Origin of the sequence: Vibrio rhizosphaerae, assembly GCF_024347095.1 — a bacterium.
GTDB lineage: Bacteria > Pseudomonadota > Gammaproteobacteria > Enterobacterales > Vibrionaceae > Vibrio > Vibrio rhizosphaerae.
Genome location: NZ_AP024903.1, coordinates 2,420,307 through 2,445,429 on the forward strand (window position 1 = coordinate 2,420,307; position 25,123 = coordinate 2,445,429).

26 protein-coding genes are annotated in these 25,123 nt (G+C 46.3%); 8 read left to right on the forward strand and 18 right to left on the reverse strand.

Going from position 1 to position 25,123, the window contains the following annotated elements; all coding sequences use genetic code 11:
• Positions 1–27: 27 nt before the first annotated feature.
• From OCV37_RS10395 to sdhC, 4 genes are read right to left on the reverse strand one after another with little or no spacing between them, the layout of a single operon-like run.
• Positions 28–738, reverse strand: a complete 711-nt coding sequence (locus OCV37_RS10395; protein ID WP_038179902.1) for a succinate dehydrogenase iron-sulfur subunit — start codon at positions 736–738, stop codon at positions 28–30.
• Positions 739–753: 15 nt separating this feature from the next.
• Positions 754–2,520 carry a succinate dehydrogenase flavoprotein subunit gene (gene sdhA / locus OCV37_RS10400; protein ID WP_038179900.1) on the reverse strand — a complete coding sequence of 589 codons (1,767 nt, stop codon included), beginning with the start codon at positions 2,518–2,520 and terminating at the stop codon, positions 754–756.
• Complete coding sequence (sdhD, locus tag OCV37_RS10405; RefSeq protein ID WP_038179898.1) at positions 2,521–2,868, reverse strand: succinate dehydrogenase, hydrophobic membrane anchor protein; 348 nt, start codon at positions 2,866–2,868, stop codon at positions 2,521–2,523.
• The gene (gene sdhC / locus OCV37_RS10410; protein ID WP_038179895.1) at positions 2,862–3,254 is read right to left on the reverse strand and encodes a succinate dehydrogenase cytochrome b556 subunit; all 393 of its coding nucleotides are present in this window, start codon (positions 3,252–3,254) and stop codon (positions 2,862–2,864) included. Before sdhC ends, sdhD begins: the two co-directional genes overlap by 7 nt.
• 392 nt (positions 3,255–3,646) lie before the next feature.
• On the opposite strand from sdhC, the gene OCV37_RS10415 reads away from it, so the two are divergent.
• Positions 3,647–4,936 carry a citrate synthase gene (locus OCV37_RS10415; RefSeq protein WP_038179893.1) on the forward strand — a complete coding sequence of 430 codons (1,290 nt, stop codon included), beginning with the start codon at positions 3,647–3,649 and terminating at the stop codon, positions 4,934–4,936.
• Positions 4,937–5,010: 74 nt separating this feature from the next.
• Here the strand turns inward: OCV37_RS10415 and OCV37_RS10420 are convergent, their stop codons facing one another.
• Positions 5,011–5,766, reverse strand: coding sequence for a Nif3-like dinuclear metal center hexameric protein (locus tag OCV37_RS10420; RefSeq protein ID WP_038179890.1), 756 nt, complete (start codon positions 5,764–5,766; stop codon positions 5,011–5,013).
• 83 nt (positions 5,767–5,849) lie between these two features.
• On the opposite strand from OCV37_RS10420, the gene OCV37_RS10425 reads away from it, so the two are divergent.
• Complete coding sequence (locus OCV37_RS10425) at positions 5,850–6,602, forward strand: DUF1853 family protein (protein WP_038179888.1); 753 nt, start codon at positions 5,850–5,852, stop codon at positions 6,600–6,602.
• Positions 6,603–6,677: 75 nt separating this feature from the next.
• The gene (locus tag OCV37_RS10430) at positions 6,678–7,073 is read left to right on the forward strand and encodes a VOC family protein (protein ID WP_038179886.1); all 396 of its coding nucleotides are present in this window, start codon (positions 6,678–6,680) and stop codon (positions 7,071–7,073) included.
• Positions 7,074–7,239: 166 nt separating this feature from the next.
• Here the strand turns inward: OCV37_RS10430 and pgm are convergent, their stop codons facing one another.
• Together pgm and seqA are read right to left on the reverse strand one after the other, a co-directional pair.
• The gene (gene pgm, locus OCV37_RS10435; RefSeq protein ID WP_038179883.1) at positions 7,240–8,883 is read right to left on the reverse strand and encodes a phosphoglucomutase (alpha-D-glucose-1,6-bisphosphate-dependent); all 1,644 of its coding nucleotides are present in this window, start codon (positions 8,881–8,883) and stop codon (positions 7,240–7,242) included.
• 111 nt (positions 8,884–8,994) lie between these two features.
• Entirely contained in the window at positions 8,995–9,579 is a 585-nt protein-coding gene (gene seqA, locus OCV37_RS10440) for a replication initiation negative regulator SeqA (RefSeq protein WP_038179881.1), read from the reverse strand.
• 91 nt (positions 9,580–9,670) lie between these two features.
• Here seqA and OCV37_RS10445 point away from each other — a divergent pair, with 91 nt between their 5' ends.
• From OCV37_RS10445 to fcrX, 3 genes are all read left to right on the forward strand, one after another.
• The gene (locus OCV37_RS10445; protein WP_038179877.1) at positions 9,671–10,450 is read left to right on the forward strand and encodes an alpha/beta fold hydrolase; all 780 of its coding nucleotides are present in this window, start codon (positions 9,671–9,673) and stop codon (positions 10,448–10,450) included.
• Positions 10,451–10,762: 312 nt separating this feature from the next.
• Positions 10,763–11,290 (forward strand): flavodoxin FldA, encoded by a 528-nt coding sequence (fldA, locus tag OCV37_RS10450; protein ID WP_038179871.1) that lies wholly within the window; start codon positions 10,763–10,765, stop codon positions 11,288–11,290.
• 267 nt (positions 11,291–11,557) lie between these two features.
• Positions 11,558–12,007 carry a ferric iron uptake transcriptional regulator FcrX gene (fcrX, locus tag OCV37_RS10455; RefSeq protein ID WP_038179868.1) on the forward strand — a complete coding sequence of 150 codons (450 nt, stop codon included), beginning with the start codon at positions 11,558–11,560 and terminating at the stop codon, positions 12,005–12,007.
• 42 nt (positions 12,008–12,049) lie between these two features.
• Here fcrX and OCV37_RS10460 read toward each other — a convergent pair whose 3' ends face one another.
• From OCV37_RS10460 to fabB, 3 genes are all read right to left on the reverse strand, one after another.
• Positions 12,050–13,063 (reverse strand): aspartate-semialdehyde dehydrogenase, encoded by a 1,014-nt coding sequence (locus OCV37_RS10460; protein ID WP_038179865.1) that lies wholly within the window; start codon positions 13,061–13,063, stop codon positions 12,050–12,052.
• Positions 13,060–14,193, reverse strand: a complete 1,134-nt coding sequence (locus OCV37_RS10465; RefSeq protein WP_038180080.1) for a 4-phosphoerythronate dehydrogenase — start codon at positions 14,191–14,193, stop codon at positions 13,060–13,062. The genes OCV37_RS10460 and OCV37_RS10465 overlap by 4 nt, the downstream gene beginning before the upstream one ends.
• Positions 14,194–14,367: 174 nt before the next feature.
• Positions 14,368–15,579: a beta-ketoacyl-ACP synthase I gene (fabB, locus tag OCV37_RS10470; RefSeq protein WP_038179863.1), complete on the reverse strand. Its 1,212-nt coding sequence runs from the start codon at positions 15,577–15,579 to the stop codon at positions 14,368–14,370.
• 142 nt (positions 15,580–15,721) lie between these two features.
• Here fabB and mnmC point away from each other — a divergent pair, with 142 nt between their 5' ends.
• Complete coding sequence (mnmC, locus tag OCV37_RS10475; RefSeq protein WP_038179861.1) at positions 15,722–17,749, forward strand: bifunctional tRNA (5-methylaminomethyl-2-thiouridine)(34)-methyltransferase MnmD/FAD-dependent 5-carboxymethylaminomethyl-2-thiouridine(34) oxidoreductase MnmC; 2,028 nt, start codon at positions 15,722–15,724, stop codon at positions 17,747–17,749.
• A 128-nt stretch (positions 17,750–17,877) separates the two neighbouring features.
• Here mnmC and tnpA read toward each other — a convergent pair whose 3' ends face one another.
• The 6 genes from tnpA to prmB all read right to left on the reverse strand — a co-directional run bounded on the left by tnpA (position 17,878) and on the right by prmB (position 22,525).
• Positions 17,878–18,339, reverse strand: coding sequence for an IS200/IS605 family transposase (gene tnpA, locus OCV37_RS10480; protein WP_261855926.1), 462 nt, complete (start codon positions 18,337–18,339; stop codon positions 17,878–17,880).
• Positions 18,340–18,552: 213 nt separating this feature from the next.
• Positions 18,553–19,080, reverse strand: coding sequence for an NADPH-dependent FMN reductase (locus OCV37_RS10485; RefSeq protein ID WP_038183796.1), 528 nt, complete (start codon positions 19,078–19,080; stop codon positions 18,553–18,555).
• 118 nt (positions 19,081–19,198) lie between these two features.
• Positions 19,199–19,477 carry a YfcL family protein gene (locus tag OCV37_RS10490; protein ID WP_038183793.1) on the reverse strand — a complete coding sequence of 93 codons (279 nt, stop codon included), beginning with the start codon at positions 19,475–19,477 and terminating at the stop codon, positions 19,199–19,201.
• 108 nt (positions 19,478–19,585) lie between these two features.
• Entirely contained in the window at positions 19,586–20,116 is a 531-nt protein-coding gene (locus tag OCV37_RS10495) for an elongation factor P hydroxylase (protein ID WP_038183792.1), read from the reverse strand.
• A gap of 140 nt (positions 20,117–20,256) precedes the next feature.
• Positions 20,257–21,342 (reverse strand): chorismate synthase, encoded by a 1,086-nt coding sequence (gene aroC / locus OCV37_RS10500; RefSeq protein WP_038183790.1) that lies wholly within the window; start codon positions 21,340–21,342, stop codon positions 20,257–20,259.
• A 250-nt stretch (positions 21,343–21,592) separates the two neighbouring features.
• Complete coding sequence (gene prmB, locus OCV37_RS10505) at positions 21,593–22,525, reverse strand: 50S ribosomal protein L3 N(5)-glutamine methyltransferase (protein WP_038183788.1); 933 nt, start codon at positions 22,523–22,525, stop codon at positions 21,593–21,595.
• 62 nt (positions 22,526–22,587) lie between these two features.
• Here prmB and smrB point away from each other — a divergent pair, with 62 nt between their 5' ends.
• Positions 22,588–23,118, forward strand: a complete 531-nt coding sequence (smrB, locus tag OCV37_RS10510; protein WP_038183786.1) for an endonuclease SmrB — start codon at positions 22,588–22,590, stop codon at positions 23,116–23,118.
• A 64-nt stretch (positions 23,119–23,182) separates the two neighbouring features.
• On the opposite strand, the gene flhB is transcribed toward smrB, so the two are convergent.
• On the reverse strand, positions 23,183–24,313 hold the full coding sequence (gene flhB, locus OCV37_RS10515; protein WP_038183785.1) for a flagellar biosynthesis protein FlhB: 1,131 nt from the start codon (positions 24,311–24,313) through the stop codon (positions 23,183–23,185).
• 21 nt (positions 24,314–24,334) lie between these two features.
• The gene (gene fliR, locus OCV37_RS10520) at positions 24,335–25,117 is read right to left on the reverse strand and encodes a flagellar biosynthetic protein FliR (RefSeq protein ID WP_038183784.1); all 783 of its coding nucleotides are present in this window, start codon (positions 25,115–25,117) and stop codon (positions 24,335–24,337) included.
• Between the last annotated feature and the right edge of the window lie 6 nt (positions 25,118–25,123).

Consider the following 25,123-nt stretch of genomic DNA (forward strand, 5'->3'; position numbering starts at 1 on the left):
GCAGGTCCGAAGACCTGCAAACCATATCTAAACGGAACGTTTAATCAACATTGATTTAATATGACCAATTGCTTTCGTTGGATTGAGACCTTTCGGACAAACACTGACACAATTCATAATGCCATGGCAACGGAAAACACTAAATGCATCGTCAAGATTAGACAACCGTTCATCTGTTGCCGTATCACGACTGTCAATCAACCAACGATAAGCAGCCAACAGTCCGGCTGGTCCGATGAATTTATCCGGATTCCACCAGAATGACGGGCAGGAAGTCGTACAACATGCACACATAATACATTCATACAATCCATCCAGATGTTCACGATCTTCAGGAGACTGTAAATTTTCTCTGGATGGCGGTAAATTCCCATCAGAAATCAGATAGGGCTTCACTTTCGCGTAATTATCGTAGAACTGTGTCATATCAACGATCAAGTCCCGGATTACCGGCAACCCCGGTAATGGCCGAATGACAATTTTATCGCCGGACAAGGCCGATAATGGTGTGATACAAGCCAAACCATTCTTGCCATTCATGTTGAGGCCATCCGAACCACAAACACCTTCCCGACATGAACGACGGAATGCAATCGAAGGATCTTGCTCCTTCAGTTGAATCAATGCATCCAGTACCATCATATCCGAACCTTCAGGAACGTCCAGCGTGTAGTCCTTCATATAGGGCTTTTTATCCACATCCGGATTATAGCGATACAGAGAGAAGTTAAGTTTCATTACGCAGTCCTCCCCTTAGTATGTACGAATCTTTGGTGGAAATGCATCACGATGAACCGGAGCCATATTGACATCACGCTTACTCATCTGTTCAGTTTCCGGGTTATAAATCGAGTGGCATAACCAATTATCATCATCTCGGTCGGGGTAGTCAAAGCGAGCATGAGCACCACGACTCTCTGTCCGGTAATTGGCAGCAACCGCGGTTGAATAAGCCGTTTCCATCAAGTTATCTAACTCCAGACATTCAACACGCTGGGTATTGAATTCACTGGATTTGTCAGCAAGATGTGCTTCTTTCAAACGTTCACGAATCACTTTCAATTCTTTCAGACCGTCAGCCATCGCATCTCCCTCCCGGAATACCGAGAAGTTATGCTGCATACAAGCCTGCAGGTCTTTACGGATTTGGACCGGGTCTTCGCCACCTTTGCTGTTTTCCCAACGCATGTAGCGCGACAACGAAGCTTCGATATCTGATTCACTCACATCACGCGCTTCAGCCTGAGCCGCTAATGTTTCACCCAGATGCAGACCAGTTGCACGACCAAAGACCACTAAATCAAGCAGCGAGTTCCCACCAAGACGGTTGGCACCATGCACAGAAACTGAAGCAATCTCACCACAAGCGAATAAGCCTTGAACATCGACATCACGGCCTGTTGCATCTTGCTTCAGTGCTTGACCGGAAACCTGCGTTGGCACGCCACCCATCATATAGTGACAAGTCGGAATAACCGGTATCGGTTCTTTGACTGGATCGACATGGGCAAACGTCCGGGAAAGTTCACAAATACCCGGCAAACGAGATTCCAGAACTTCTTTACCCAGATGGTCGAGTTTCAGTTTGATATGCGGTCCCCATGGGCCATCACAGCCGCGTCCTTCGCGGATTTCGATCATCATTGAACGCGCAACAACATCACGACCCGCCAAATCTTTCGCATTTGGTGCATAGCGTTCCATGAAACGCTCGCCATCTTTATTGAGCAGATAGCCACCTTCACCACGACAACCTTCAGTCACAAGGACACCCGCGCCTGCAATACCGGTTGGATGGAACTGCCACATTTCCATATCTTGCATCGGTACGCCGGCACGTAATGCCATACCAACACCGTCACCGGTATTAATATGAGCATTGGTTGTCGAAGCATAAATGCGTCCGGCACCACCGGTTGCCAAAATCGTTGCTTTCGACTTGAAGTAACAAACTTCACCGGTTTCCATACACAATGCCGTACATCCCATCACGACACCATCTTGGTTCTTCACCAAATCCAGTGCATACCATTCTGAGAAGATCGTGGTTTTATGTTTGATATTCTGTTGATATAAGGTGTGCAGTAAGGCGTGGCCGGTTCGGTCAGCTGCTGCGGCAGTTCTTGCCGCTTGCTCACCACCAAACTCTTTTGACTGACCGCCAAAAGGGCGTTGATAGATGGAACCATTCTCAAAACGAGAAAACGGCAACCCCATTTTTTCTAATTCAATAACCGACTCTGGACCATTTTTACACATGTATTCAATCGCATTCTGGTCACCGATATAATCGGAACCTTTCACGGTATCGTACATATGCCATTGCCAATTATCTTGATGCGAATTTCCTAACGCCACAGTAATGCCACCCTGAGCAGAAACGGTGTGAGAACGTGTTGGAAAGACTTTGGACAGCAAAGCACAAGACAGGCCTTGCTCTGAAATTTGTAGTGCAGCTCGCATGCCTGCACCACCCGCGCCGATCACGACGGCGTCAAACTCTCGAACTGGAATAGTCACTTAAGCACCCCACAATACAAACAGGCCAGAGAAAAAATATCCGAATAGCACAGCAATCACGGCAAGCTGTAACAAACCACGTAACGGCGTGGATTTCACATAATCCGTTAGAACCTGCCACAAACCGATCCAGCCATGAATCAGAACACTCACGAGGGCAATCATTGTGAAGACTTTTGTAAATGTACCACTCCAGAAATCAAGCCATAGTTGATAGGTGATTTCACCGGAGAAAGCAAAAAAACAAACAAGATAAACAGTATACAGGGCCATCAGAATAGCGGTTGCACGAACGAGCAAAAAGTCGTGAACGCCATTACGCCCTACGGATGAAACATGCTTTACCATACCATGACTCCTGCAAGCAGAGATAAAACGACCGTCACAGCAAATGAAATTTTTGCTGTTTGAGTGCCGGATTCCAACTCTTCAAAGTAACCAAGGTCCATTATCAAATGGCGAACACCACCGACAATATGGTAAGACAATGCGGTCAATATCCCCCACAGGATAAACTTCACGAAGAAGCCACCTACAAGTTCAGATGCATATTGAAAACCTTCCGGAGAAGATAGCGACACAGACAACAACCACAATAAAATTCCGATAGCTACAAAAGTAATTACACCTGAAACACGATGAAGAATAGATGCAATCGCAGTGATCGGAAAGCGGATGGTCTGCAAGTCAAGATTTACGGGTCTTAAATTTCTTTCTTTCACAGGCTTGCTCACTCAGCTCCCCATTGAGCATTATTGTTATAAACGAAGAGTCAGCCCTAACTGATAAGTTTTAACAATATTTATACAACTATAAGTAGAAAACGGACAAAAATTGATAAAAAGTTGTTAAAATTTAGTTAAGAAATGTAACATAAATTTCTTACTGGTCACTTCTTATACAGTCCAGACTGACTGGATTCCCAGCCAATATAAGGCTCGCAACATTCTAATACAATTAACGTAACAATTTTTGCTACATAGAACATATTTTTAACTTAATTCGTGTAAAAAACGCAATTGAGTGCACACATCACAGGAGAAGAATTGACTTTAATAAAATCCGGAGTTAAATATTCATTCGCAAACATCCTGGACGGATTAAATAATAAACAAAGGAGATTGTTATGGCAGATAAGAAAGCGACCCTTCATATTGAAGGCAAAGCGCCAATCGAGCTGCCAATTATCGACGGTTCTATGGGGCCTGAAGTAATTGATGTTCGACAACTGGGAGCAAATGGATACTTTACGTATGATCCTGGTTTTCTTGCCACTGCATCTTGTGAATCTCAAATCACCTACATCGATGGTAACAAAGGTGTGTTGCTACACCGTGGTTATCCCATCGATCAATTAGCGAATAACGCAGACTATCTGGAAGTCTGTTATATTCTTCTTTATGGTGAAGCCCCAAACAGGAAGCAATACTCAGAGTTTAAAAAGACAATTTCGCGCCATACGATGGTTCACGAGCAAATCGCTAGCTTTTTCCACGGTTTCCGACGAGATGCTCACCCAATGGCAGTCATGGTAGGTGTTGTTGGCGCACTTGCTGCGTTCTATCATGATTCTCTAGATATCAACAACGATAGTCACCGGGAGATTGCTGCATATCGTCTTCTCTCAAAAATGCCGACACTGGCATCCATGTGTTATAAATACTCTGTCGGTCAACCATTCATTTATCCTCGCAACGACTTAGGTTATGCGGAAAACTTCCTGCATATGATGTTCGCAACACCATGTGAAGAATACGAAGTCAATCCAATTGTTGCCCGGGCAATGGATAAAATTTTCACCCTGCACGCTGATCATGAACAAAATGCTTCAACGTCAACCGTTCGTCTGGCTGGTTCATCCGGCGCAAACCCATTTGCATGTATTGCTGCCGGGATTGCATCATTATGGGGACCTGCTCATGGTGGCGCGAACGAAGCGTGCTTACGAATGCTTGAAGAGATCGGCAGCGTTGATCGTATTCCTGAATTCGTAGCACGGGCAAAAGATAAGGACGACCCATTCCGTCTCATGGGCTTCGGTCATCGGGTTTACAAGAATTATGACCCGCGTGCAACGGTAATGCGAGAGTCCTGCCATGAAGTTCTGAAAGAACTGAATATCGACGATCCATTACTGGATGTTGCGATGGAACTGGAACGAATTGCTTTATCTGACGACTATTTTGTCGATAAGAAACTTTACCCGAACGTTGATTTCTATTCAGGTATTATTTTGAAAGCAATCGGTATTCCTGTTTCAATGTTTACTGTGATTTTCGCGATGTCACGAACCATCGGTTGGATTGCTCACTGGAACGAAATGCACAGTGACCCTGAAAGTCGTATTGGCCGGCCTCGTCAGCTCTATACCGGATATAAACTTCGCGATTTTTCACCGCTACACGAACGTGAATAATAAAATCCAGATGTTTGCATAAATCAAAGGGCAGGTTAATCAAACCTGCCCTTTTGAGTTATAAATCATCCGTTTTAGACCGGATTATCAATATCAACAAACTCAACCGCTATATTTTGCGTTTGGGACAACCATTCCCCTAATGCTTTGACACCATAACGTTCTGTCGCATGATGTCCGGCAGAAAAATAGTGAATCCCCTGCTCCCGGGCACTATGCGTGGTCTTTTCAGAGATCTCCCCCGAAATGAAAGCATCTAACCCTTTCGCTGCAGCCAGATCAATGAAGTCCTGTCCCCCCCCGGTACACCACCCTACCGTCGAGATGAGTTGATCGTCACCAGAAGCAATATGGAGTGGCTCCCGTTGTAATACCGTGGCAATTCTCTGATTCAAAGCTGCACCACTGATTGGCTCTTGGAACGACCCATACATCGCAACCGACTGTGTATGACCTTCCAGTCCCCCTATCACATCAATGTCTAATAACCGAGCCAGACAAGCGTTATTCCCCAGCTCAGGATGAATATCCAACGGTAAGTGGTAAGCATACAGATTGATGTCATGCTGAATTAACCGACGAATCCGTTTTCCTTTCATGCCACGGATTGGTTCGGGTTCCCGTTTCCAAAAATAACCATGATGAACCAAAATCGCATCGGCTTGTAACGCAATCGCTTTTTCAATCAGCGCCTGAGAAGCAGTCACACCCGTGACAATTTTCCTGATTTCGGAACGGCCTTCAATTTGTAACCCGTTCGGACTGTAATCCTGAATTAAATCGGGACGTAGTTTCTCGTTGAGTAATGTTTCAAGCTCAAGATTATTCATGATTTTCCCGCTGTTGTTGTTCTTTTGATGTTCGTGCTAGGCAGGCTACAATGACACCTAAAATACTTCAAGAGGCATTGATAATGGATTTAACCGCAATTGCCCGATGGATCGGTGAGACGCCCGGATTGTTTCTGGCCGAACCACCGATAGAATCGTATTCACCATTTACAGAACATGACCGTTCTTCAGTCTCATTGCCAGCATTGCCGAATCAACGACTCGGATTGCTCTATCAATCGGTTTGCTCTGCACTGTTTGCCGCCAGTCCAAGCTATACACTGATTGCAGAAGAAATTCAGATTATCGATGACGGGAAAACACTGGGCGCTGTCGACTTTATTCTCGGGAATCAGCAGACATCTCAGCAGGAACACTGGGAAGTGGCAATCAAATTCTACTTACTCCATCAAGGACACTGGTTTGGTCCGAACGCGAAAGATCGATTGGATATCAAACTCAAGCATATGCTCCATCATCAGTTACCGCTCTCGGCTCACCCCATCGTTGTTCAGCAACATCCACAATGGCAAGTGACATCACGGCATCTCCTAATGCAAGGGCGGCTGTACACGAACTCCTTTACCAGTGAAACCATCCCTCAAGATTGTCTGGGATATACTCTGAATCCAACGCAAATCCAAGGCCACTGGTGCTATCAGTCTCAAGTCAGCCAAATCCGTGAACCACTCTATTTACTGGAAAGACATCAATGGATGACCGGACGAACCACAACCAATCTCCACTACCAACCAGAAACGCTGAAACGGGCCGTTCACTGCCAGTCTGAAAGTGGGATCTTCTGGTTTATCGTGCCGGATCACTGGCCGCGGTAAATACGGATCTTATACTTGGCTCATTAGATTTGAACATCTCAGAAATCAGGGAACATTCATCAAAGGAGAAAAAATATGTTCGATCATCTCAGTACTTATGCCACCGACTATGAAGCAACAAAGGCATTTTATGCCGCAGCCTTTGCTCCACTCGGTTATTCTCTGCAAATGGAATTTGTCGCTGAATGGAATGAAGCATTTCCACAACAGCGTATGTGTGCATTCGGGCCACAAGATAAACCAGCTTTCTGGATTATCGAGACCCAAGCGTCGTTTACGCCTCGTCATGTCGCTTTTGCAGCGGCATCACGCCAACTTGTTGACCAATTTTACGCTCAGGCTATGGCTCATGGCGGCAAAGATAATGGCAAACCGGGGCTCCGCCCCATGTATCATGAACACTACTATGGCGCATTCACACTGGATCCCGATGGAAACAATGTAGAAGCAGTCTGTCACGCACCGGAATAATGCTCATCTTTGCCCGGATAACACGGATGACTGGCTAAAATGCGCTGCCACTTTCAGGGCTGCCCAGATGGCAGAAAAACATGAATGACGGGAAAAGATCGACCAGAAAAACAACAAGGGAGTGCTCGTGCACTCCCTTGTTTATTCATTACTATCAATACCGGGATTAAACCCCTGCATCAGCAAACACTTGATTCACAATCTTCTGAGCTTCGGCTTCAATCTGTTTCAGATGATCTTCACCTTTAAAGCTTTCACAGTAGATCTTGTAAATATCTTCTGTGCCAGAAGGACGCGCAGCAAACCAGCCAAATTCAGTCGTCACTTTCAGACCACCGATTGCGGCACCGTTGCCCGGCGCATGGGTCAGTCTTGCTGTAATCGGGTCTCCGGCCAACATCTGAGCAGACACCATTTCTGGAGAGAGCTTCTTCAAAACATCTTTCTGCGGGCCCGTTGCAACGGCCTGAAGACGGCTATATTGCGACTCACCATGTTTTGCAGCCAGCGCTTCATAATATTGCTGAGGATTCTTTCCGGTAACGGCGGTGATTTCTGCTGCCAGTAAACACAGAATAATGCCATCTTTATCCGTCGCCCACGGTGCACCGTCAAATCTCAGGAAAGATGCACCGGCACTTTCCTCCCCACCAAAACCAAACTGTCCCGAAAACAGTCCATCGACAAACCATTTAAAACCGACAGGAACTTCGCACAGCGTTCGGCCTAAATCGGCAACAACCCGATCAATCAATGCGCTGGAAACCAAGGTCTTGCCAACGGCAACATCGGCTTTCCAGTCTCGATGGCGATACAGATAATCAATACAAACTGCCAGAAAGTGATTGGGATTCATTAAACCTTTTGATGTCACAATCCCGTGGCGGTCATAATCCGGGTCATTGCCAAATGCCAGATCATACTGATCTTTCAGCGCCAGTAACCCCGCCATCGCATAAGGCGAAGAGCAATCCATTCGGATCACACCATCTTTATCCAGTGGCATAAACCGAAACGTCGGGTCAATCGCCTCATTAACCAGTTCTAAATTCAATTGATACGTTGCTGCTATTTTGCGCCAGTATTCAATCCCACTGCCTCCGAGTGGATCAACACCAATTTTCAGGTTGGCCTGTTGGATTGCGGACATATCAATCACATTGACGAGATCATCAACATATGGGGTCACTAAATCCTGTTCAACATAGTATGCGGATGCCATTGCTTGCTGTAACGGCATCCGTTGAACCGCCTTCATTCCATCAGCAATAATTGCATTCGCCCGATTTTCGATCGCTTGTGTCACTTCAGCTTCAGCCGGGCCACCATGAGGGGGATTATATTTGATCCCACCGTCTTGAGGGGGATTATGCGAAGGCGTAATCACAATCCCATCGGCTTTTTGCCCATGCTTGAGATTATAAGTCAGAATTGCGTGAGAAATGCCCGGCGTTGGTGTATATCCCTGCTCCGCCTGAACAATCACTTGGATCTCATTCGCAATTAAAACTTCAATGACACTGGAAAATGCACATTCCGACAATGCATGCGTATCTTTGCCGACAAACACCGGACCATCGATACCCGCCTGACGTCTCACTTCAGCAATGGCTTGCGTAATCGCCAAAATATGATGTTCATTAAACGAAGATTTTCCAGAAGTTCCTCGGTGCCCGGACGTACCAAACTCAACTTGATGTGCTTTTTCGTCAGAATTGGGCTCAAGACGATAATAATCAGAGACAAGCACCGGGATATTTTGCAAATCGTCATGTTGTGCTTGCTTGCCAGCTCTCGGGTGAATAGCCATGTGACATCCTTGGTTTCAAAATAACAATTATTTAAACGCACAGTATTTCAAAAAACAGCGTCTCAAAAATAAGAAAACCCCATCAGTTATGATGAGGTGATTCAATATCATTTAAATTGAGAGTGTTACTTTATCGATCAGATCGGACGGGAAATTCATTCGGGCCATGACCTGCTCGATCATCTGCTGTTTACGACTGGTATTATTATTGGTAATCACCCAGAAAGGAGTATTGGGAATCGCTTTCGGTTTCGTCGTGTTACCGCTTGCCAACAAGGTTTCCTCATTGTCAGCAAAGTAAACCCGTTTGCGGCCTTTCACTTGCATTGCTTCGGAAAAACTCACCGAATCAATACGATAAAGCGTAGAAAGAACCAACATGAAACGATCAATCACTTTTTTCTGAGCGGCAAATTCATCAGAAATCAACAATTCACGAATGACCTGAACACCCGATAACTGTGGCTCTCTGCCAGCATCCTTACTGACGACGATGCCTGATGTACCAATCTGTGCTTGTGGTAGCGCTGATTCATTCGACACGGGCGGAGCATCCTGAGAAACGGGCAGAGACGGATTTTCCTGACCATCGACATTCAACAACCGACGTAATATATCCGATGCACTCTCACCGATGTGGCATGTTTGACTCGCAATGTAACGGTATAATTCTTCATCAACCTCAATTGTTTTCATTCGCTTTTCACAATCTCTATGTTTAAACTCTTTGGGATTATAGCGAGATCTTTCACGATACACCACGATAAACCGAGTACAAACAGAGAAAATGTCAACACAACTTCACTATAAAATTGAAGGGGATGGCTCACCGGTTGTCCTGCTACACGGGCTGTTCGGCAGCTTGGATAATTTGGGGTTGCTGGCCCGAGACCTCAAAAATGACTATCAGGTGATCCGTCCCGATTTAAGAAATCATGGGCTGTCTTTTCAAACGACAACGCATGATTATGCCTTGATGGCAGAAGATATTGCCGAACTCATCCGGTCACTCAATCTGCCCCCGGCCATCATCATCGGTCATTCGATGGGTGGAAAGGTTGCCATGAAGCTGGCAGCAAGCTATCCGCAACTTGTCAGCCAACTGGTGGTCCTTGACATGGCGCCGATGAAATATAATCAACGCCATCACGACAATGTGTTTGCCGGATTATTCGCCGTTCTGGAACAACATCCGTCAGACCGGGAAGCTGCGATGCAGCTCCTTGCTCAGCACATAGAACTAGCATCGGTTCGCCAGTTTCTGGGCAAATCCCTCTACAAAGAGGGCGATCACATGACATGGCGGTTTCAAGTCGAGGCATTATATAATAATTACGAACATATCCTTGACTGGCAACCGATTGAGCCCGTCAGCATACCGACCCTATTTTTAAAAGGCGGAGATTCAGACTATATCAACGCAGACGCGCAGGATCCGATCCGAACCCAGTTCCCCGAGGCAAAAGCACATGTGATTGCCAACACCGGACACTGGCTCCATGCTGAAAAGCCTCAGGACGTGTTAAGAATTATTCGTAAATTTTTATTCAGCAATCGCGCAGACTAGGACTGCTCCACTTCATGAATCCGTGCATTAACTTTAATGAACAACAGTGGTATAGTTCGCGCAATCATCAGCGGGATGGACGCCGTCTCCTGAGCGGAGAAAAGAGCAGATGAACTCGTATGATCAATTTGTTGCTTCAAAGCAGACGTGAGCGTTGCTGTGACATCAAATTTCCTTGACATCAAATCGGCTCTCGGAATCATCGAATCTGCCTGATGTGAGTGCAAGCCGCACCTGATAGCGGCGATACAGAGATTAATTTTCAGGGTTCCATCCCATCAGTAGACGACACATAAATAGGGTAATAATTTTATGGCAAGTGTAGGTATCTTCTTTGGTAGTGATACAGGTAATACTGAAGCCGTTGCAAAAATGATTCAAAAGCAACTGGGTACAAAATTAGTTCATGTTCAGGATATTGCAAAAAGTAGCAAAGAGGACATCGACAACTTTGACTTATTGCTGTTTGGCATCCCCACTTGGTACTACGGTGAAGCACAGTGTGATTGGGATGATTTCTTCCCGGAACTTGAAGGCATTGACTTTTCAACAAAACTTGTTGCTATCTTTGGCTGCGGTGATCAAGAAGATTATGCAGAATACTTCTGCGATGCCATGGGAACCGTTCGCGATATCATTGAAAGCAAAGGGGCAACCATTATTGGTCACTGGCCGACGGAAGGCTATGAATTTGAAGCATCCAAAGCACTGGTGGATGATCATCATTTTGTCGGTCTATGTATTGATGAAGATCGCCAGCCTGAACTGACCGAAGATCGCGTGAATCGCTGGGTAAATCAAGTCTACGATGAAATGTGTCTGGCTGAGTTAGAAGACTGATTTTTATCAGTAAAAGACCTGCACTTGCAATGAATGTCCGGATTTTGGATAAGCTTTGACAGTTCAGGTCTTTTTATTTATCTGTGGATCTTATAGAGTACAACTATCACTCGCATCTATATATGGGACAAACCGCACAGTTGTCACGCTCTCAGGAAAGATACAATATCCCTTAAAAGTTAGTGGTTTATTGTTGGCGATGACTAACCTATAATGGTTCGAATCATGAAACGCTGTTACTGATGCAGATCATCAACAGGAAAATATATGTCTGATAACAACCAAGCACTCAAGGATGCGGGCCTGAAGGTCACTCTCCCTCGGTTAAAAATTCTCGAAGTTTTGCAGCAGCCAGAGTGCCAGCATATTAGTGCTGAAGAACTGTATAAGAAATTGATTGATCTGGGTGAAGAGATTGGCCTAGCGACAGTCTATCGAGTTCTCAACCAATTTGACGACGCCGGTATCGTGACCCGTCACCACTTTGAAGGTGGGAAATCAGTATTTGAACTTTCCACACAAGAGCATCATGATCATCTGGTTTGTCTTGATTGTGGTGAAGTAATTGAATTCTCTGATGAAATCATTGAAGAGCGTCAAAGAGAAATTGCTTCTCAGTATAACGTGCAACTGACCAACCACAGTCTCTACCTTTACGGTAAATGTCGTGAAGGGAGTTGCAAAGATAACCCGAATGCTCATAAACGTAAGTTTTAAAAAAAACCACCGATATCGGTGGTTTTTTTATTTCCTCAGGGATTACATGTAATCCCGTACAAGAATTTCCGCAATCTGAACGGCATTGGTTGCCGCGCCTTTACGAACATTATCAGCAACAACCCATAAATTAATCCCTTGATGATGACTAATATCATTACGGATCCTGCCGACAAAAACATTATCCTGACCGCCGGCATGACTAACCTGCGTCGGAAAATCCTCCCCGGAGAACACCTCAATATTCTCAGATTGGCGCAATAAATCAGCGACCTGTTCTGCATCAATTGGTGCCCGGGTTTCCACATGCAATGCTTCGGCGTGACCGTAAAACACAGGCACCCGAACACAAGTCGGATTGACCTGAATCGTTGGATCATTGAAGATTTTCTGGGTTTCCCACACCATCTTCATTTCTTCTCGTGTATAACCATTGTCCATAAAAGCATCAATCTGAGGAATACAGTTGAATGCAATCTGCTGACTGAACTCACTCGGTTCGGCAGGAACGCCATTCAGCAGTCTGGCCGTTTGCCCTGCCAGCTCATCGACACCCGCTTTGCCGGCACCAGAAACCGATTGATAGGTTGAAACATTGATACGTTCAATACCGACTGCATCATGAATCGGTTTCAACGCAACCAGCATCTGTATCGTTGAACAATTCGGATTGGCAATAATGTTCCGATTACGAAATTCCGCGATAGCTTCAGGATTCACTTCGGGTACAACCAGTGGGACATCATAGTCATAACGGAACTGGGATGTATTGTCGATAACAACAACACCGGCATCGGCAGCGATTGGTGCCCATTTTTCCGAGAGTTCCCCTCCGGCAGAAAAGAGCGCAATATGTGCCTGAGACCAGTCAAAATCTTCAACATTCTGGACATACACTGACTTGCCATTAAACCGGTAGGCTTTTCCTTCGCTACGCTCACTGGCCAGCAAAAAAAGTGTTTCAACAGGAAACTGACGCTCCTGAAGCACTTCAATCATTGTCTCACCGACAGCGCCTGTGGCACCGAAAATTACAACGTTAAATTTCTGGCTCATGGTGTTACCTCAATCTGAAAACCTAATTCTGACAGCGGACCCAAATGACAATCCTGCTGACCAGTTACTTTTATTGCACTGTATTCACGACGATCCCAATAGTTTTTCCGCATCGCATCAAAGGCACCCGGTTGACCAATCACTCTTCTAAACAGAGTATCATCCCGCCGAACGTCATAAACTAAGTGGATCAAATTCGCCAATGTCGCTTCATCCCAAGCATGAGACAGACAAACTTCAGAGATCGGTGCAACCGGTAAAAGTTTGTTCGGACTTGCCCAGAGATCGCAACCAAGGAAAGTACAATAACTGTTAAAAATCATCGTTGTTCCACGGGCCTTACCTTCTAACCCGTAACCGGCAATATGTGGCGTTGCAAATGCAAGGTATGGCAATAATGCCATATCCACTTCCGGCTCAAACTCAAATACATCTAAAACTGCCGTAAACCCATCCTGTTGCTGCAAACGGTTTTTCAAGGCTGTATTATCAACAATTGGCCCTCGTGCTGCGTTAATCAGAATCTGATCACCCCGCAGATGATTTAAACGCTGCTCATCAAGCAAGTGATAGGTCGGCCAAGCACCATCTTTGACTAACGGCGTATGCAAGGTAATCACATCGGCAGTTTCCAACAGCGTCTCCAGTTCAGTAAACTGACGCGGATCACCTTCAGCTTCTTTGGGCGGATCATTGATGAGCACATTTAAGCCAATCCCGCGCAGACAATGAGCCAGATAGCTCCCAACCTGCCCGGCCCCGACAATACCGACTGTTTTATCAAAAACGGAGAACCCCTGCTGCTGTGCCAGCACCATAAGAACACTGAATACATATTCAGCAACCCCGACTTTGTTACACCCAGGTGCTGCGGTAAAGAAAATGCCCCGCTCCTGCAACAACTGCTGATCAACATGGTCCATCCCGGCGGTCGCAGTCCCGACAAATTTGAGCTGATCAGCCTTTTGCAATAAGGCCTCATTGACTTTCGTGACGGAACGAATCATTAAAGCATCAACGCCCACTAAGTCATCGGCAGTTAAATCACGTCCGGATTTTAGAATCACGTCACCCAATTGGCTGAATAGCGCTTCAGCATAAGGCATATTTTCATCTATGAGGATTTTCATACCTGACATCGTCTTTCTCGAAATAAAGGGGGATTGTACAGAAAGTCGCAACATGGTTCGATATATATAAATGTTTGGTACAAAAAAATACTCGGTATCGTATGACACCGAGTATTGCTTGAATCATTCAATCTGAATACGTCACTCACCAGCGTTGGACTGGCAGAAGTGCAATTACCCCTGATATTTGCGCATCAGTAAGGTTGCATTTGTTCCACCGAAACCAAAACTGTTTGACATAACCGTTGTGAGTTCTTGTTCTCTGCTTGCTGTGACAATATCTAACCCTTGCGCAGCTTCATCAAGGTTCTCAATATTCACGCTTGGTGCCACAAAATTATGATGCAGCATCAGCAGAGAATAAATCGCTTCATGAACCCCGGCAGCCCCCAACGCATGACCCGTCATGGCTTTTGTTGCCGAAATCGCAGGGCTTTTGCCACTGAACACTTCCTGAATGGCTTGCAGCTCTTTCACATCACCGGCAGGCGTTGATGTCCCATGCGTATTGATGTAATCGACTCGATCAATATCCTGCATCGCCATCTTCATACAACGCACAGCCCCTTCACCTGAAGGAACAACCATGTCATAACCATCAGAAGTGGCACCGTAACCAACGATTTCACCATAAATTGTCGCACCACGAGCTAAAGCATGTTCTAACTCTTCTACGACAACCATGCCGCCACCGCCGGAAATAACAAATCCATCCCGATCCGCATCATAGGTACGAGAAGCACGATCCGGTGTATCGTTGTACTTCGTGGACAATGCTCCCATCGCATCAAACATCATGGTCATGGTCCAGTCGAGCTCTTCACCGCCACCGGCAAAGACGATGTCCTGCTTACCCAGCTGAATCAGTTCTGCCGCATGACCGATACAATGAGCAGATGTCGAACACGCAGAGCTCATACTATAGTTAACACCGCGAATCTTAAATGGCGTCGCCAGACAGGCTGAAACGGTGGATGACATGGTTCTGGTGACCATATAAGGACCGACCCGCTTGACCCCTTTTTCACGCAGTGTATCAATAGCAAGAGACTGGTTCAGTGCCGAGGCGCCACCGGAACCGGCAACAATACCCGTCCGGTCATTTGAAACCATTTCGGGGGGTAATCCGGCATCGGCAATGGCTTGCTCCATTGACAGATAAGCATAGGCAGCAGCTTCTCCCATAAACCGCATTTGCTTACGATCAATCAGTGTTGACGGATCAATCTTCAGATCCCCCCATACCTGAGAGCGCAGACCTTTCTCTTTGAATTGCTCAGACGCTGTAATACCTGATTTTCCAGCTTTCAGAGATGCCAGAACTTCTTCGACATTGTTACCGATACTGGAAACAATACCCATACCGGTTATTACAACTCGTTTCATATAAGATCCCTATTCTTTAAAAAATTCGCATAATTTCGCATAAGATGATAGCCGACAAACTTTATTGAAGTGGTCAGCTTTCCAAGAAATTCGTACAATTCATTCACCGTTAGTATACCGCCCATAAAAGAAAAACACAGCTATGACTAAAATCACCAACGCCAAACTCGACTGGAACGAAGCTGGAACTCCCGTCTCCGGAAAGTTTGACGACGTCTATTTTTCGAATGTGAATGGACTGGAGGAGACAAGATACGTTTTTCTTCAAAAAAATCAATTACCTGACCGCTGGGAAAATTTTAATCGATCGCGATTTGTGATTGGAGAAACAGGATTCGGAACCGGACTTAATTTTCTCGCCGTCTGGCAAGCATTTGATCGGTTTCACCAGCAACATCCGAATGCCCCGCTTCAGTCACTGCATTTCATCAGTTTTGAAAAATATCCGGTGAGTCAGGAGGACTTAATCAAAGCCCATCAAGTCTGGCCGGAACTGGCAGAGTATGCCGCGGCACTCCGGCAACATTATCCACTGGCAGTATCGGGTTGCCATCGCATCACACTCGCTGACGGGGCCATGACGCTCGACCTGTGGTTCGGTGATATTCATGACAGTATGCCGTTAGTCCCCGTCCCCCGGGAAGGTCTGATTGATGCCTGGTTTCTCGATGGCTTTGCTCCCAGCAAAAACCCTGACATGTGGAATCAGCAACTGTTTAATCACATGGCAAAATTTGCGAAAGCGAATGCAACATGTGCGACGTTCACAGCCGCAGGCTTTGTCAGACGCGGACTCATTGAAGCCGGCTTTACCATGCAGAAAGTCAAAGGGTTCGGTACCAAACGTGACATGTTAGTCGGCACCCTTGAAACACCAACCGCATTCACCAATATGCTGCCGTGGTATGCCCACCAGCCGGTTTCCAATTTATCAGATGTCGCGATTATCGGCGGGGGAATTGCCAGTGCCACATTAGCAAAAGCGCTCAGTCGCCGGGGCATTCAGGTCACTCTCTATTGTCAGGATGATCAGGCGGCTCAAGGTGCATCAGGCAATCGTCAGGGTGCTATTTATCCACTGTTGAATGCCCAACACGATCCATTATCTCGCTTTTTTACGGCCAGCTTTTTATATGCCAGACAATTTATTGAACAAATGAATAATGACGGCCTCCGTTTTGATCACCAATGGTGTGGCGTGACTCAACTGATGTGGGATGCTCAGGCACAAAAGAAATTAAAACCTATCACAACCGGACTGTTTCCCTCACAACTGGTCATGGGCCAAGATCAGCAGCAGACATCTGAAACCCTTGGTCTGCCCGTCACATCGGAAAGCCTTTATTATCCGCTGGGCGGCTGGATTTGCCCGGCACAGCTTACCGAGCAACTGCTGACAACATTAGAGTCATCCGGTCGGCTTCGGACACATTTCCGCACTCAAATAGACCAACTCCACTGGGATGATCAGGCAGCAATCTGGCAACTCCACTGTGCAGAACAAATATTTCACCATCAATGTGTCGTGATTGCCAACGGACACCAGTTTGAGCAGTTCTCTCAGACTCGGCCCCTGCCACTTGCACAAGTGAAAGGTCAGGTCAGTCATATTCCGACGACGGCAGCGCTCAAGCAACTCAAAACCGTGCTCTGTTATGACGGCTATATGACTCCCGTCAATCCAGCGAATCAACAGCATTGCATTGGTGCCAGTTATGACCGCCAGAATCTTGACACTCACTTTGATCCGATCGCGCAAACTCAAAACCGAGACAAGCTCAAAACCTGTATCCCCGACCAGTCATGGCCAGACGAAGTCGATATATCACACCATCAGTCAAGACAAGGGATTCGCTGTGTCAGCCGCGATCATCTGCCCTTTGCGGGCCCTCTGGGGGATTTGCAAATCATCAAAACACAGTATCATGCGCTGGCTGCACAAACGGCTCAATCCGCGCCTCAAATTCACCATTATCCACACCTCTACGGAATGTTAGGACTCGGCTCAAGAGGGCTGAGCTCTGCGCCACTGCTGGCTGAATGCCTTGCCTCGATCATGTGTGGTGATCCACTGCCGCTGTCGGTTGATTTAATAGAGCGTATTCATCCCGGGCGAATGTGGGTCAGAAAACTGCGTAAAGGCAAACCAATTACACCGTCATCATTGTAAGCATCGCTGGCGAAAACACATAAAAAAAGTATCCACCGGCATAGCCGGTGGTTTTTCATATGCGCCTATAAGGCTCTCCTACTAGCAGCGCCCTAGCAGGCGCGTAGTGATCTGACATTTGCATATGACTACTTCCTGCGGCCCGTAAACGGGCTACCTGAATACGGGATCGACAATTGCTCTCCCATTTTATCCTGCTCTAGTTGCTGCTTGATGTAATTTTGTATCTTGCTCGTATTTTTACCTACCGTATCTACATAATAACCTCGGCACCAAAATTCTCGATTTCTATATTTAAACTTCAAATCACCGAATCGTTCATAAAGCATTAGGCTACTTTTACCTTTCAAATACCCCATAAACCCTGAAACACTCATTTTGGGCGGTATTTCTAAAAGCATGTGGATATGATCCGCGCAACATTCCGCTTCAAGAATGTTCACATTTTTCCATTCACATAGTTTCCTCAATATTTCACCTATTGCTCTACGTTTTTCTCCGTAGAACACTTGTCTTCTATATTTCGGTGCAAACACTATGTGGTATTTACAGTTCCAGCGCGTGTGCGCTAAGCTCTTTTCGTCCCCCATTGGGACCCCCTTTCAATTCTTAATTAACTCTTGTAGTTGCCAGACCACAAGACGTTTTTATCAAATTGAAAGGGGTTATATAACTGACTTATAGCTGTAAGCTTTACGGAACCCCCAGCCTAGCTGGGGGTTTTCTCTATACAAAAAATCACCCGAGGTTTCCCGTCGGGTGATTGATGTTGAACCAGAATCATAAATCCGGTCTTGAAGCAATTATCCCTGTAAAGTCTTAACTGCTTGCTCAATTTCAGCCGCAATAGCTGCATTGGTGATTTGACCTTTTTCCATATCGAAATTGTCATAGAAGCTCGGTACAGAAACCGACGCTTTGACATCACCGCCAAAGAAACCGGCAGAAGCAGTTGCGGCAGCCAATACGGACTGAGCCCCGCCCGGCCCCGGAGATGTCGCCAAATAAACCGCCGGTTTATTCTTGAAGATATCCCGATCAATCCGAGTCGCCCAGTCAAACAGATTCTTATAAGCAGCCGGATGATGACCATTGTGTTCTGCGAAAGAAATAACAAATGCATCCGCCTGTGACAAATCATCCAGAAAAGCCTTCGCGCCTTCGGCATGACCGATTTCTTTTTCTAGATCTTCGCTGAACATCGGTACTGAATAGTTTTTGATATCAAGCACCTGAACTTCAGCGCCTGCGACTAAATTCGCCGCATAAGTTGCTAATGCTTTATTAATCGAAGCAGAACTTGTACTCGCACCAAACGCAATAATTTTCACGGTTATTACCTCTTCATCATCATCTAAGATATGAGATTAGAATAAGCTTTCATCGTCATGGCAACAACCGCAAAATTTGTATAGATACATTCAAATAATTAGAACTACTATCAATCGTTCAATGCTTCTCGAAGTCCGTCTGAGACAGAAGCCGTTCCCACAGTTGCTGCACAATCACTCGGTCAGCAGGTGTCAGTTCAGAGCGGGCATTCTCCAGACTGGTTTCAATCCTTACTTTCAACTCGGTCAGCTCGGTCACACCGTCATCTTCACATGATGCTGCCGCCAGAGAAATATGCCCACGCAAGTACCCACCGGCAAAAAGTTCATCGTCAGAGGCATGGGCAATGCCATCATCGATTAAAGCCAACATTTTTTCTTCAAATTCAATAATCATTTCATTCTCTTCATTAGCACGACACAGTGACTGATTGTTGAACAAACCAGACGACGCTCTTCATCCGTATCACACGATAAACTGAATAGAGACCGTGTCAGACTGATATTATTTCACCACAAATAACACCGGAGACAACGACTCCGTCTGGTAAAAATCCCGTAATTCATTGGCAAGAAGACTCACGCGTTCCGGTAGCCCTTGTTCAAGAATTTGTAACACCTCACGATGCACTTTCGCCATAAATTGCAACCGATCCGGCTCAAAGTCACCATTCAGGTTGTCACAACTGACCGAAAAAGGAAAACCGGCACTGACAGAGAAAATCCATTCGTAGGCTTGCGGACGGATTTCAACCTGCTCAAAAGCTGCCTGAACCGCCTCAGTCCGGCCGTCAGGCTCATACCAATAGCCAAAATCTTCCAGTAAGCGACGCGCCGGGCCGGCGACACACCAATGCGCAATTTCATGTAGCGCCGATGCATAGAAGCCGTGGGCAAAAATAATCCGGTGATAAGGCACCGAGTGATCAGCCGGTAAATAGATCGGTTCATCGTCCCCCGAGACTAAACGCGTCTGATAACGCTCAGCAAAGGTGCGGTTAAAAATGTTGATTAAGTCCTGATATCGATGAACCATAATTTACTTGATCTGTTGTAACGACGGCGTGCATTTTCCAGTTTTTCCCGCAAGAGGTAAAGTCTCACCATAAAAAATACCCTCCGGGGAGGGTATTCATGACACATTTGACGATCTCATACGTATCGCGCATTGTGGATTCAGATTTTTGGTGTTTCGGTGACAACATGCTGATTTTGGCCCCGATGACGCAACAGGTGATCCATCAAGACAATTGCCAACATCGCCTCTGCGATTGGCACAGCACGGATTCCGACACAGGGGTCATGACGCCCTTTGGTAATCAACTGAGTTTTCTCACCTGTTTTGGTAATGGTGTCACCGGGAACCGTAATACTCGAAGTCGGTTTCAACGCAATATTAGCCACAATATCCTGTCCCGTTGAAATTCCGCCCAGCACACCACCAGCATGATTACTACCAAATCCGTCCGGCGACAAGGTATCACGATGCTGGCTTCCTTTCTGTTGGACTACCGCAAACCCGTCACCGATTTCAACACCTTTCACCGCATTGATACTCATTAATGCATGCGCAATATCCGCATCCAGACGATCAAAAACCGGTTCTCCCAAACCAACCGGTACCGATGTCGCCACAACCTGAATCTTGGCACCAATAGAATCGCCCTGCTTTTTCAGATCCCGAATTAAAGCATCAAACTGTTCAACTTTATCGACATCCGGGCAGAAAAATGCGTTATTTTCGATTTCATCCCAATCCACTTTATCGATCGAGATATCGCCCATTTGTGACAGATAAGCACGAATTTCAATGCCATACGTCTGACGCAGATATTTTTTAGCGACCGCTCCGGCAGCAACCCGCATCGCCGTTTCGCGCGCCGAAGAACGCCCCCCGCCCCGATAATCACGAATGCCATACTTTTGGTGGTATGTATAATCGGCATGCCCCGGGCGGAATTTATCTTTAATCTCTGAATAATCTTTCGAACGCTGATCGGTATTTTCAATCAACAGACCAATTGAGGTGCCGGTTGTTTTACCCTCGAAGACCCCCGACAAAATTTTCACTTCATCCGGTTCTCGTCGCTGTGTGGTATAACGTGACGTTCCCGGACGGCGTCTGTCGAGATCACCCTGCAGATCGGCTTCCGTCAATTCGAGTCCCGGAGGGCATCCGTCAACGATACATCCCAGAGCAAGACCGTGACTTTCTCCAAATGTCGTTACACGGAAATGTTGCCCGATACTATTTCCTGCCATGCACTTTCCTGTTTATTCATGTTGTGGTTAACAAATTTTCTCAATCACTATTTTCTTCATCAAGACGTTTCTTCATCAAAAACATTGCTGCGAAAAAATGATCTTATTTTAATTCATTGTGGTCTCTGGCGAACCACTCGGCTCATGAGACCCATATACATTCGCATGTGGCCTCATAGTCGCTTGATTCTGATTTGATGTAAAGCCTCAACCCAAGAGCTTCTCTCGAACCGGATAGCCTGAATCACACTTAATCACGATAGTCAGAAAAATGTTCAGCACATTCGACTAACTGTTGACGGGTCAGCATAAAGACCCCATGACCACCGTTGGAAAACTCCAGCCAAGTGAACGGAATATCCGGATACTGAGCCATCATATGAACCATCGAATTACCAACTTCGCAGATCAAAATCCCTTGCTCCGTTAAATAATCCGGTGCATTAGCAAGAATCCGACGGACCAGTTCTAAGCCATCCACTCCGGCAGCTAAGCCAAGTTCCGGTTCATGTTCAAACTCTTGTGGTAACGAGTCCATATCTTCCTGATCGACATACGGCGGATTCGAGACGATCAATTCATACGTTGCTTTAGGTAAATCTCGGAACAAATCAGAACGCATCGGAAAAACTTGCTGTTCCAAGCCATGATCCTGAATATTGATCTCGGCGACCGCCAGAGCATCGGTCGAAATATCAACGGCATCCACTTCAGCCTCAGGGAACATATGCGCACACGCAATGGCAATACAGCCACTCCCGGTACAGAGATCCATGATTTTATTCGGTGTTTCCGTCAGCCAAGGCTGGAACTGGTTTTCAATCAACTCCCCTATCGGAGAGCGCGGTACCAATACCCGCTCATCAACAAAAAACTCCAGCCCACAAAACCACGCTTTATTGGTCAAATAAGCGACGGGCTTGCGTTCTTTAATACGCTGAATGACCCGTTCGACAATCCCCGCTCTTTCACTCATCGTCAGTCGGGAATTCAATACATGTGAAGGCACATCGATCGGCAAATATAAAGTAGGTAAAATCAACTGAACCGCTTCATCCCAAGCATTATCGGTCCCATGACCGTAAAATAATCCGGCGGCGTTAAAGCGACTGACAGCCCAACGAATCATATCCTGAAGTGTATGAAGCTCAGCAACCGCCTCATCGACAAAAATCTTATCCAAAATTGCCTCCAAAAAGCGCTACAATACTGCTTATCCGTATTTAACGAACATATGAACAGCGAATGAGTGACCACGACCCATATCAGGATGATGACTCAAATTTATTCAACGATGCAGTAAAGGGCGTAAAAAAGTTGCATCAGGATACCATAGTCCGGCAACCAAACAGAAATACCAAACAGAATTTAGCACGCCGTAATATTCATGATACGCATGACAATGAGTTCTATTTTTCTGATGAATTCGTCCCACATCTTGAACCGGAAGGACCTACGCGCTACGCACGTACTGACGTTTCCAAATATGAGGTCAAGCGGCTACGTCGTGGTGTTTATGTGCCGGACGTTTTTCTCGATATGCACGGCATGACACAAAAGGAAGCGAAACGAGAACTAGCGGCAATGATCGCCTACTGTATCAAAGAAGGCATTCATTGTGCTTGTGTTCAGCATGGCATTGGTAAACATATTCTGAAACAGAAAGTTCCCTTGTGGCTGGCACAACACCCGGATGTCATGGCATTCCATCAGGCCCCGCTGGAATTTGGCGGAGATGGTGCGTTGCTGGTACTGCTGTCCGTTCCCGAGAAATAGAGTCCGGGGGAATAGAGGCTGGGGGATGCTCGAGGTAAAGCACACAACATTACCCCATTGAATGTTAATACTTCATCTCAGTTGGAATGGTCATCGCCTCTTCATTGAGTTTTGGCCGTTTACCTCCGCGACGCCGATACTGTCGCAGCTGAAATACATAGGCCAGAACTTGTGCGACCGCTAAAAACAGACCATCCGGGATTTCCTGCTCTAACTCAGTGGTATGATAAAGTGCGCGAGCCAACGGGGGGGCAGGCACAATTTCGATCTCGTGCTCCCGGGCAACCTCACGGATTTTCAAGGCAAGATGATCAATCCCTTTTGCGACAACAATGGGTGCTTTATCACTATCTTGCTTATATCGGAGTGCGACAGAAAAGTGTTCCGGGTTGGTCACGATGACATCAGCCTGAGGGACATCAGCCATCATCCGGCGTTGTGCCGCTTCCCTTTGCAGCATCCGGATCCGACCTTTCACTTCAGGTTTTCCTTCCGTGTCTTTGTACTCATCTTTCACTTCTTGCTTGGTCATTTTCAACTGATTGGCGTGTTGCCAAATTTGGAAAGGAATATCAATTGCGACCACAATCAGTAAAGAGCAACTAATCAACAGAACAAAATTCAATAAAATCTGCAACGCGTGATAAATATTTTGCGGAAAGGCATCCAGACTCAGCTGAAATAAATCCACTTTCTGACTCTCAATCAGAAAGAAAGCAGCACCGGCAACCAGTGCAACTTTCAAAATAGATTTCAATAACTCGACCCAGCTTTGCAGACCAAACATTCGTTTGAGTCCACTCAGCGGATTCAGTTTTGACATTTTTGGCCGGGCGGCTTCTGCTGAAAAAGAAATCCCGCCGACACCGGTTGCACCGAGAAGAGCGGCAATAAATAGTGTCACCAGAATCAATATCATCGGTAGAATCAGGGTCACCAGTGAACCGAATAAAACATCAAACAGTTTAGGTAAGTCGAAGATCTCTTCACGGCTGAGCGTAAACAGCCGTCCCATCGACCGATACAAAGCTTTCGCTAAACCTTCACCAAACCACATCAGTGCAATCGCACCGACCACCAACACCGAGACTGATGCCAGCTCTTTCGAGCGGGCAACCTGTCCTTTCTCTTTCGCCTGCTCTCGCCTTCGGGGTGTGGCTTCTTCGGTACGTTCTTGTCCGTCAGACTCAGCCATGATCTGTTCTCCTTAAGGTGCCTAACAATCCAGCCGTATCAATCGACAAATCTGAGCCTGCCCCTGCTCCCAGAAAATCTCATAATGGCTGTACAGCCCGGTAACAATGTACCAGCACAGCAGTAACCCAACCATGAGCGCAAAAGCAAAACCCAGCGAGAATATGTTCAGCTGCGGGGCTGCCCGTGTCATGACACCAAACGAAAGATTGACGGTCAATAAGGCAATGATCCCGGAAAGAGACATGGTCAACGCCACTTTAAACATAATTCCAAACCATAACGCCAGCTCGCGAAAGTCTACGGATGTCAGCCCGCCTTGCCCAATGGGTAACGATTTAAAACTAAAAGCAATCAGTTGGAGCATCTTTAAATGTCCGTCACTGGCCAGAAAAAACATCGTCGCCAGAAACATAAAAAATTGCCCCAGCAGCGGCGTATTTTGCCCGTTAGCAGGATCAACCATCGAGGCAAACCCTAAGCTCGATTGCATCCCGATAATTTGTCCTAACATGACAAACGTCTGAATCATAAACTGCGTCACCGTTCCCATCGCGACACCGATAATAATTTGCTCAAGCGTAATCATGAATCCAGGCAAAGAGAACAGTTCAATATGGGAAGGCACAACCGGAATTACCGGCATAATCGCGAATGTGATCGCCAGCCCGAGATAGAGACGCACACGAGCCGTAACAAATCGTGCCCCGGTTACCGTCATGACCATCAACATGGCGGAGATTCGAGTCAGCGGCCAAAAATAGGTGGCGATCCAATCTAAAATCAGCTGTGCCGGATATGTCATCACGAA

Bases quoted from the DNA above. Each gene is read 5' to 3' on its own strand.
- mnmC (WP_038179861.1), top strand. From the start codon at position 15,722: ATGACTAAAATCACCAACGCCAAACTCGACTGGAACGAAGCTGGAACT.
- OCV37_RS10395 (WP_038179902.1), bottom strand. From the start codon at position 738: ATGAAACTTAACTTCTCTCTGTATCGCTATAATCCGGATGTGGATAAA.
- sdhD (WP_038179898.1), bottom strand. From the start codon at position 2,868: ATGGTAAAGCATGTTTCATCCGTAGGGCGTAATGGCGTTCACGACTTT.
- OCV37_RS10490 (WP_038183793.1), bottom strand. From the start codon at position 19,477: ATGATTATTGAATTTGAAGAAAAAATGTTGGCTTTAATCGATGATGGC.
- fliR (WP_038183784.1), bottom strand. From the start codon at position 25,117: ATGACATATCCGGCACAGCTGATTTTAGATTGGATCGCCACCTATTTT.
- OCV37_RS10495 (WP_038183792.1), bottom strand. From the start codon at position 20,116: ATGGTTCATCGATATCAGGACTTAATCAACATTTTTAACCGCACCTTT.
- fcrX (WP_038179868.1), top strand. From the start codon at position 11,558: ATGTCTGATAACAACCAAGCACTCAAGGATGCGGGCCTGAAGGTCACT.
- OCV37_RS10430 (WP_038179886.1), top strand. From the start codon at position 6,678: ATGTTCGATCATCTCAGTACTTATGCCACCGACTATGAAGCAACAAAG.
- seqA (WP_038179881.1), bottom strand. From the start codon at position 9,579: ATGAAAACAATTGAGGTTGATGAAGAATTATACCGTTACATTGCGAGT.
- OCV37_RS10425 (WP_038179888.1), top strand. From the start codon at position 5,850: ATGGATTTAACCGCAATTGCCCGATGGATCGGTGAGACGCCCGGATTG.
- OCV37_RS10465 (WP_038180080.1), bottom strand. From the start codon at position 14,193: ATGAAAATCCTCATAGATGAAAATATGCCTTATGCTGAAGCGCTATTC.
- fabB (WP_038179863.1), bottom strand. From the start codon at position 15,579: ATGAAACGAGTTGTAATAACCGGTATGGGTATTGTTTCCAGTATCGGT.
- fldA (WP_038179871.1), top strand. From the start codon at position 10,763: ATGGCAAGTGTAGGTATCTTCTTTGGTAGTGATACAGGTAATACTGAA.
- OCV37_RS10460 (WP_038179865.1), bottom strand. From the start codon at position 13,063: ATGAGCCAGAAATTTAACGTTGTAATTTTCGGTGCCACAGGCGCTGTC.
- aroC (WP_038183790.1), bottom strand. From the start codon at position 21,342: ATGGCAGGAAATAGTATCGGGCAACATTTCCGTGTAACGACATTTGGA.
- flhB (WP_038183785.1), bottom strand. From the start codon at position 24,313: ATGGCTGAGTCTGACGGACAAGAACGTACCGAAGAAGCCACACCCCGA.
- tnpA (WP_261855926.1), bottom strand. From the start codon at position 18,339: ATGGGGGACGAAAAGAGCTTAGCGCACACGCGCTGGAACTGTAAATAC.
- smrB (WP_038183786.1), top strand. From the start codon at position 22,588: ATGAGTGACCACGACCCATATCAGGATGATGACTCAAATTTATTCAAC.
- OCV37_RS10445 (WP_038179877.1), top strand. From the start codon at position 9,671: ATGTCAACACAACTTCACTATAAAATTGAAGGGGATGGCTCACCGGTT.
- OCV37_RS10415 (WP_038179893.1), top strand. From the start codon at position 3,647: ATGGCAGATAAGAAAGCGACCCTTCATATTGAAGGCAAAGCGCCAATC.
- OCV37_RS10420 (WP_038179890.1), bottom strand. From the start codon at position 5,766: ATGAATAATCTTGAGCTTGAAACATTACTCAACGAGAAACTACGTCCC.
- pgm (WP_038179883.1), bottom strand. From the start codon at position 8,883: ATGGCTATTCACCCGAGAGCTGGCAAGCAAGCACAACATGACGATTTG.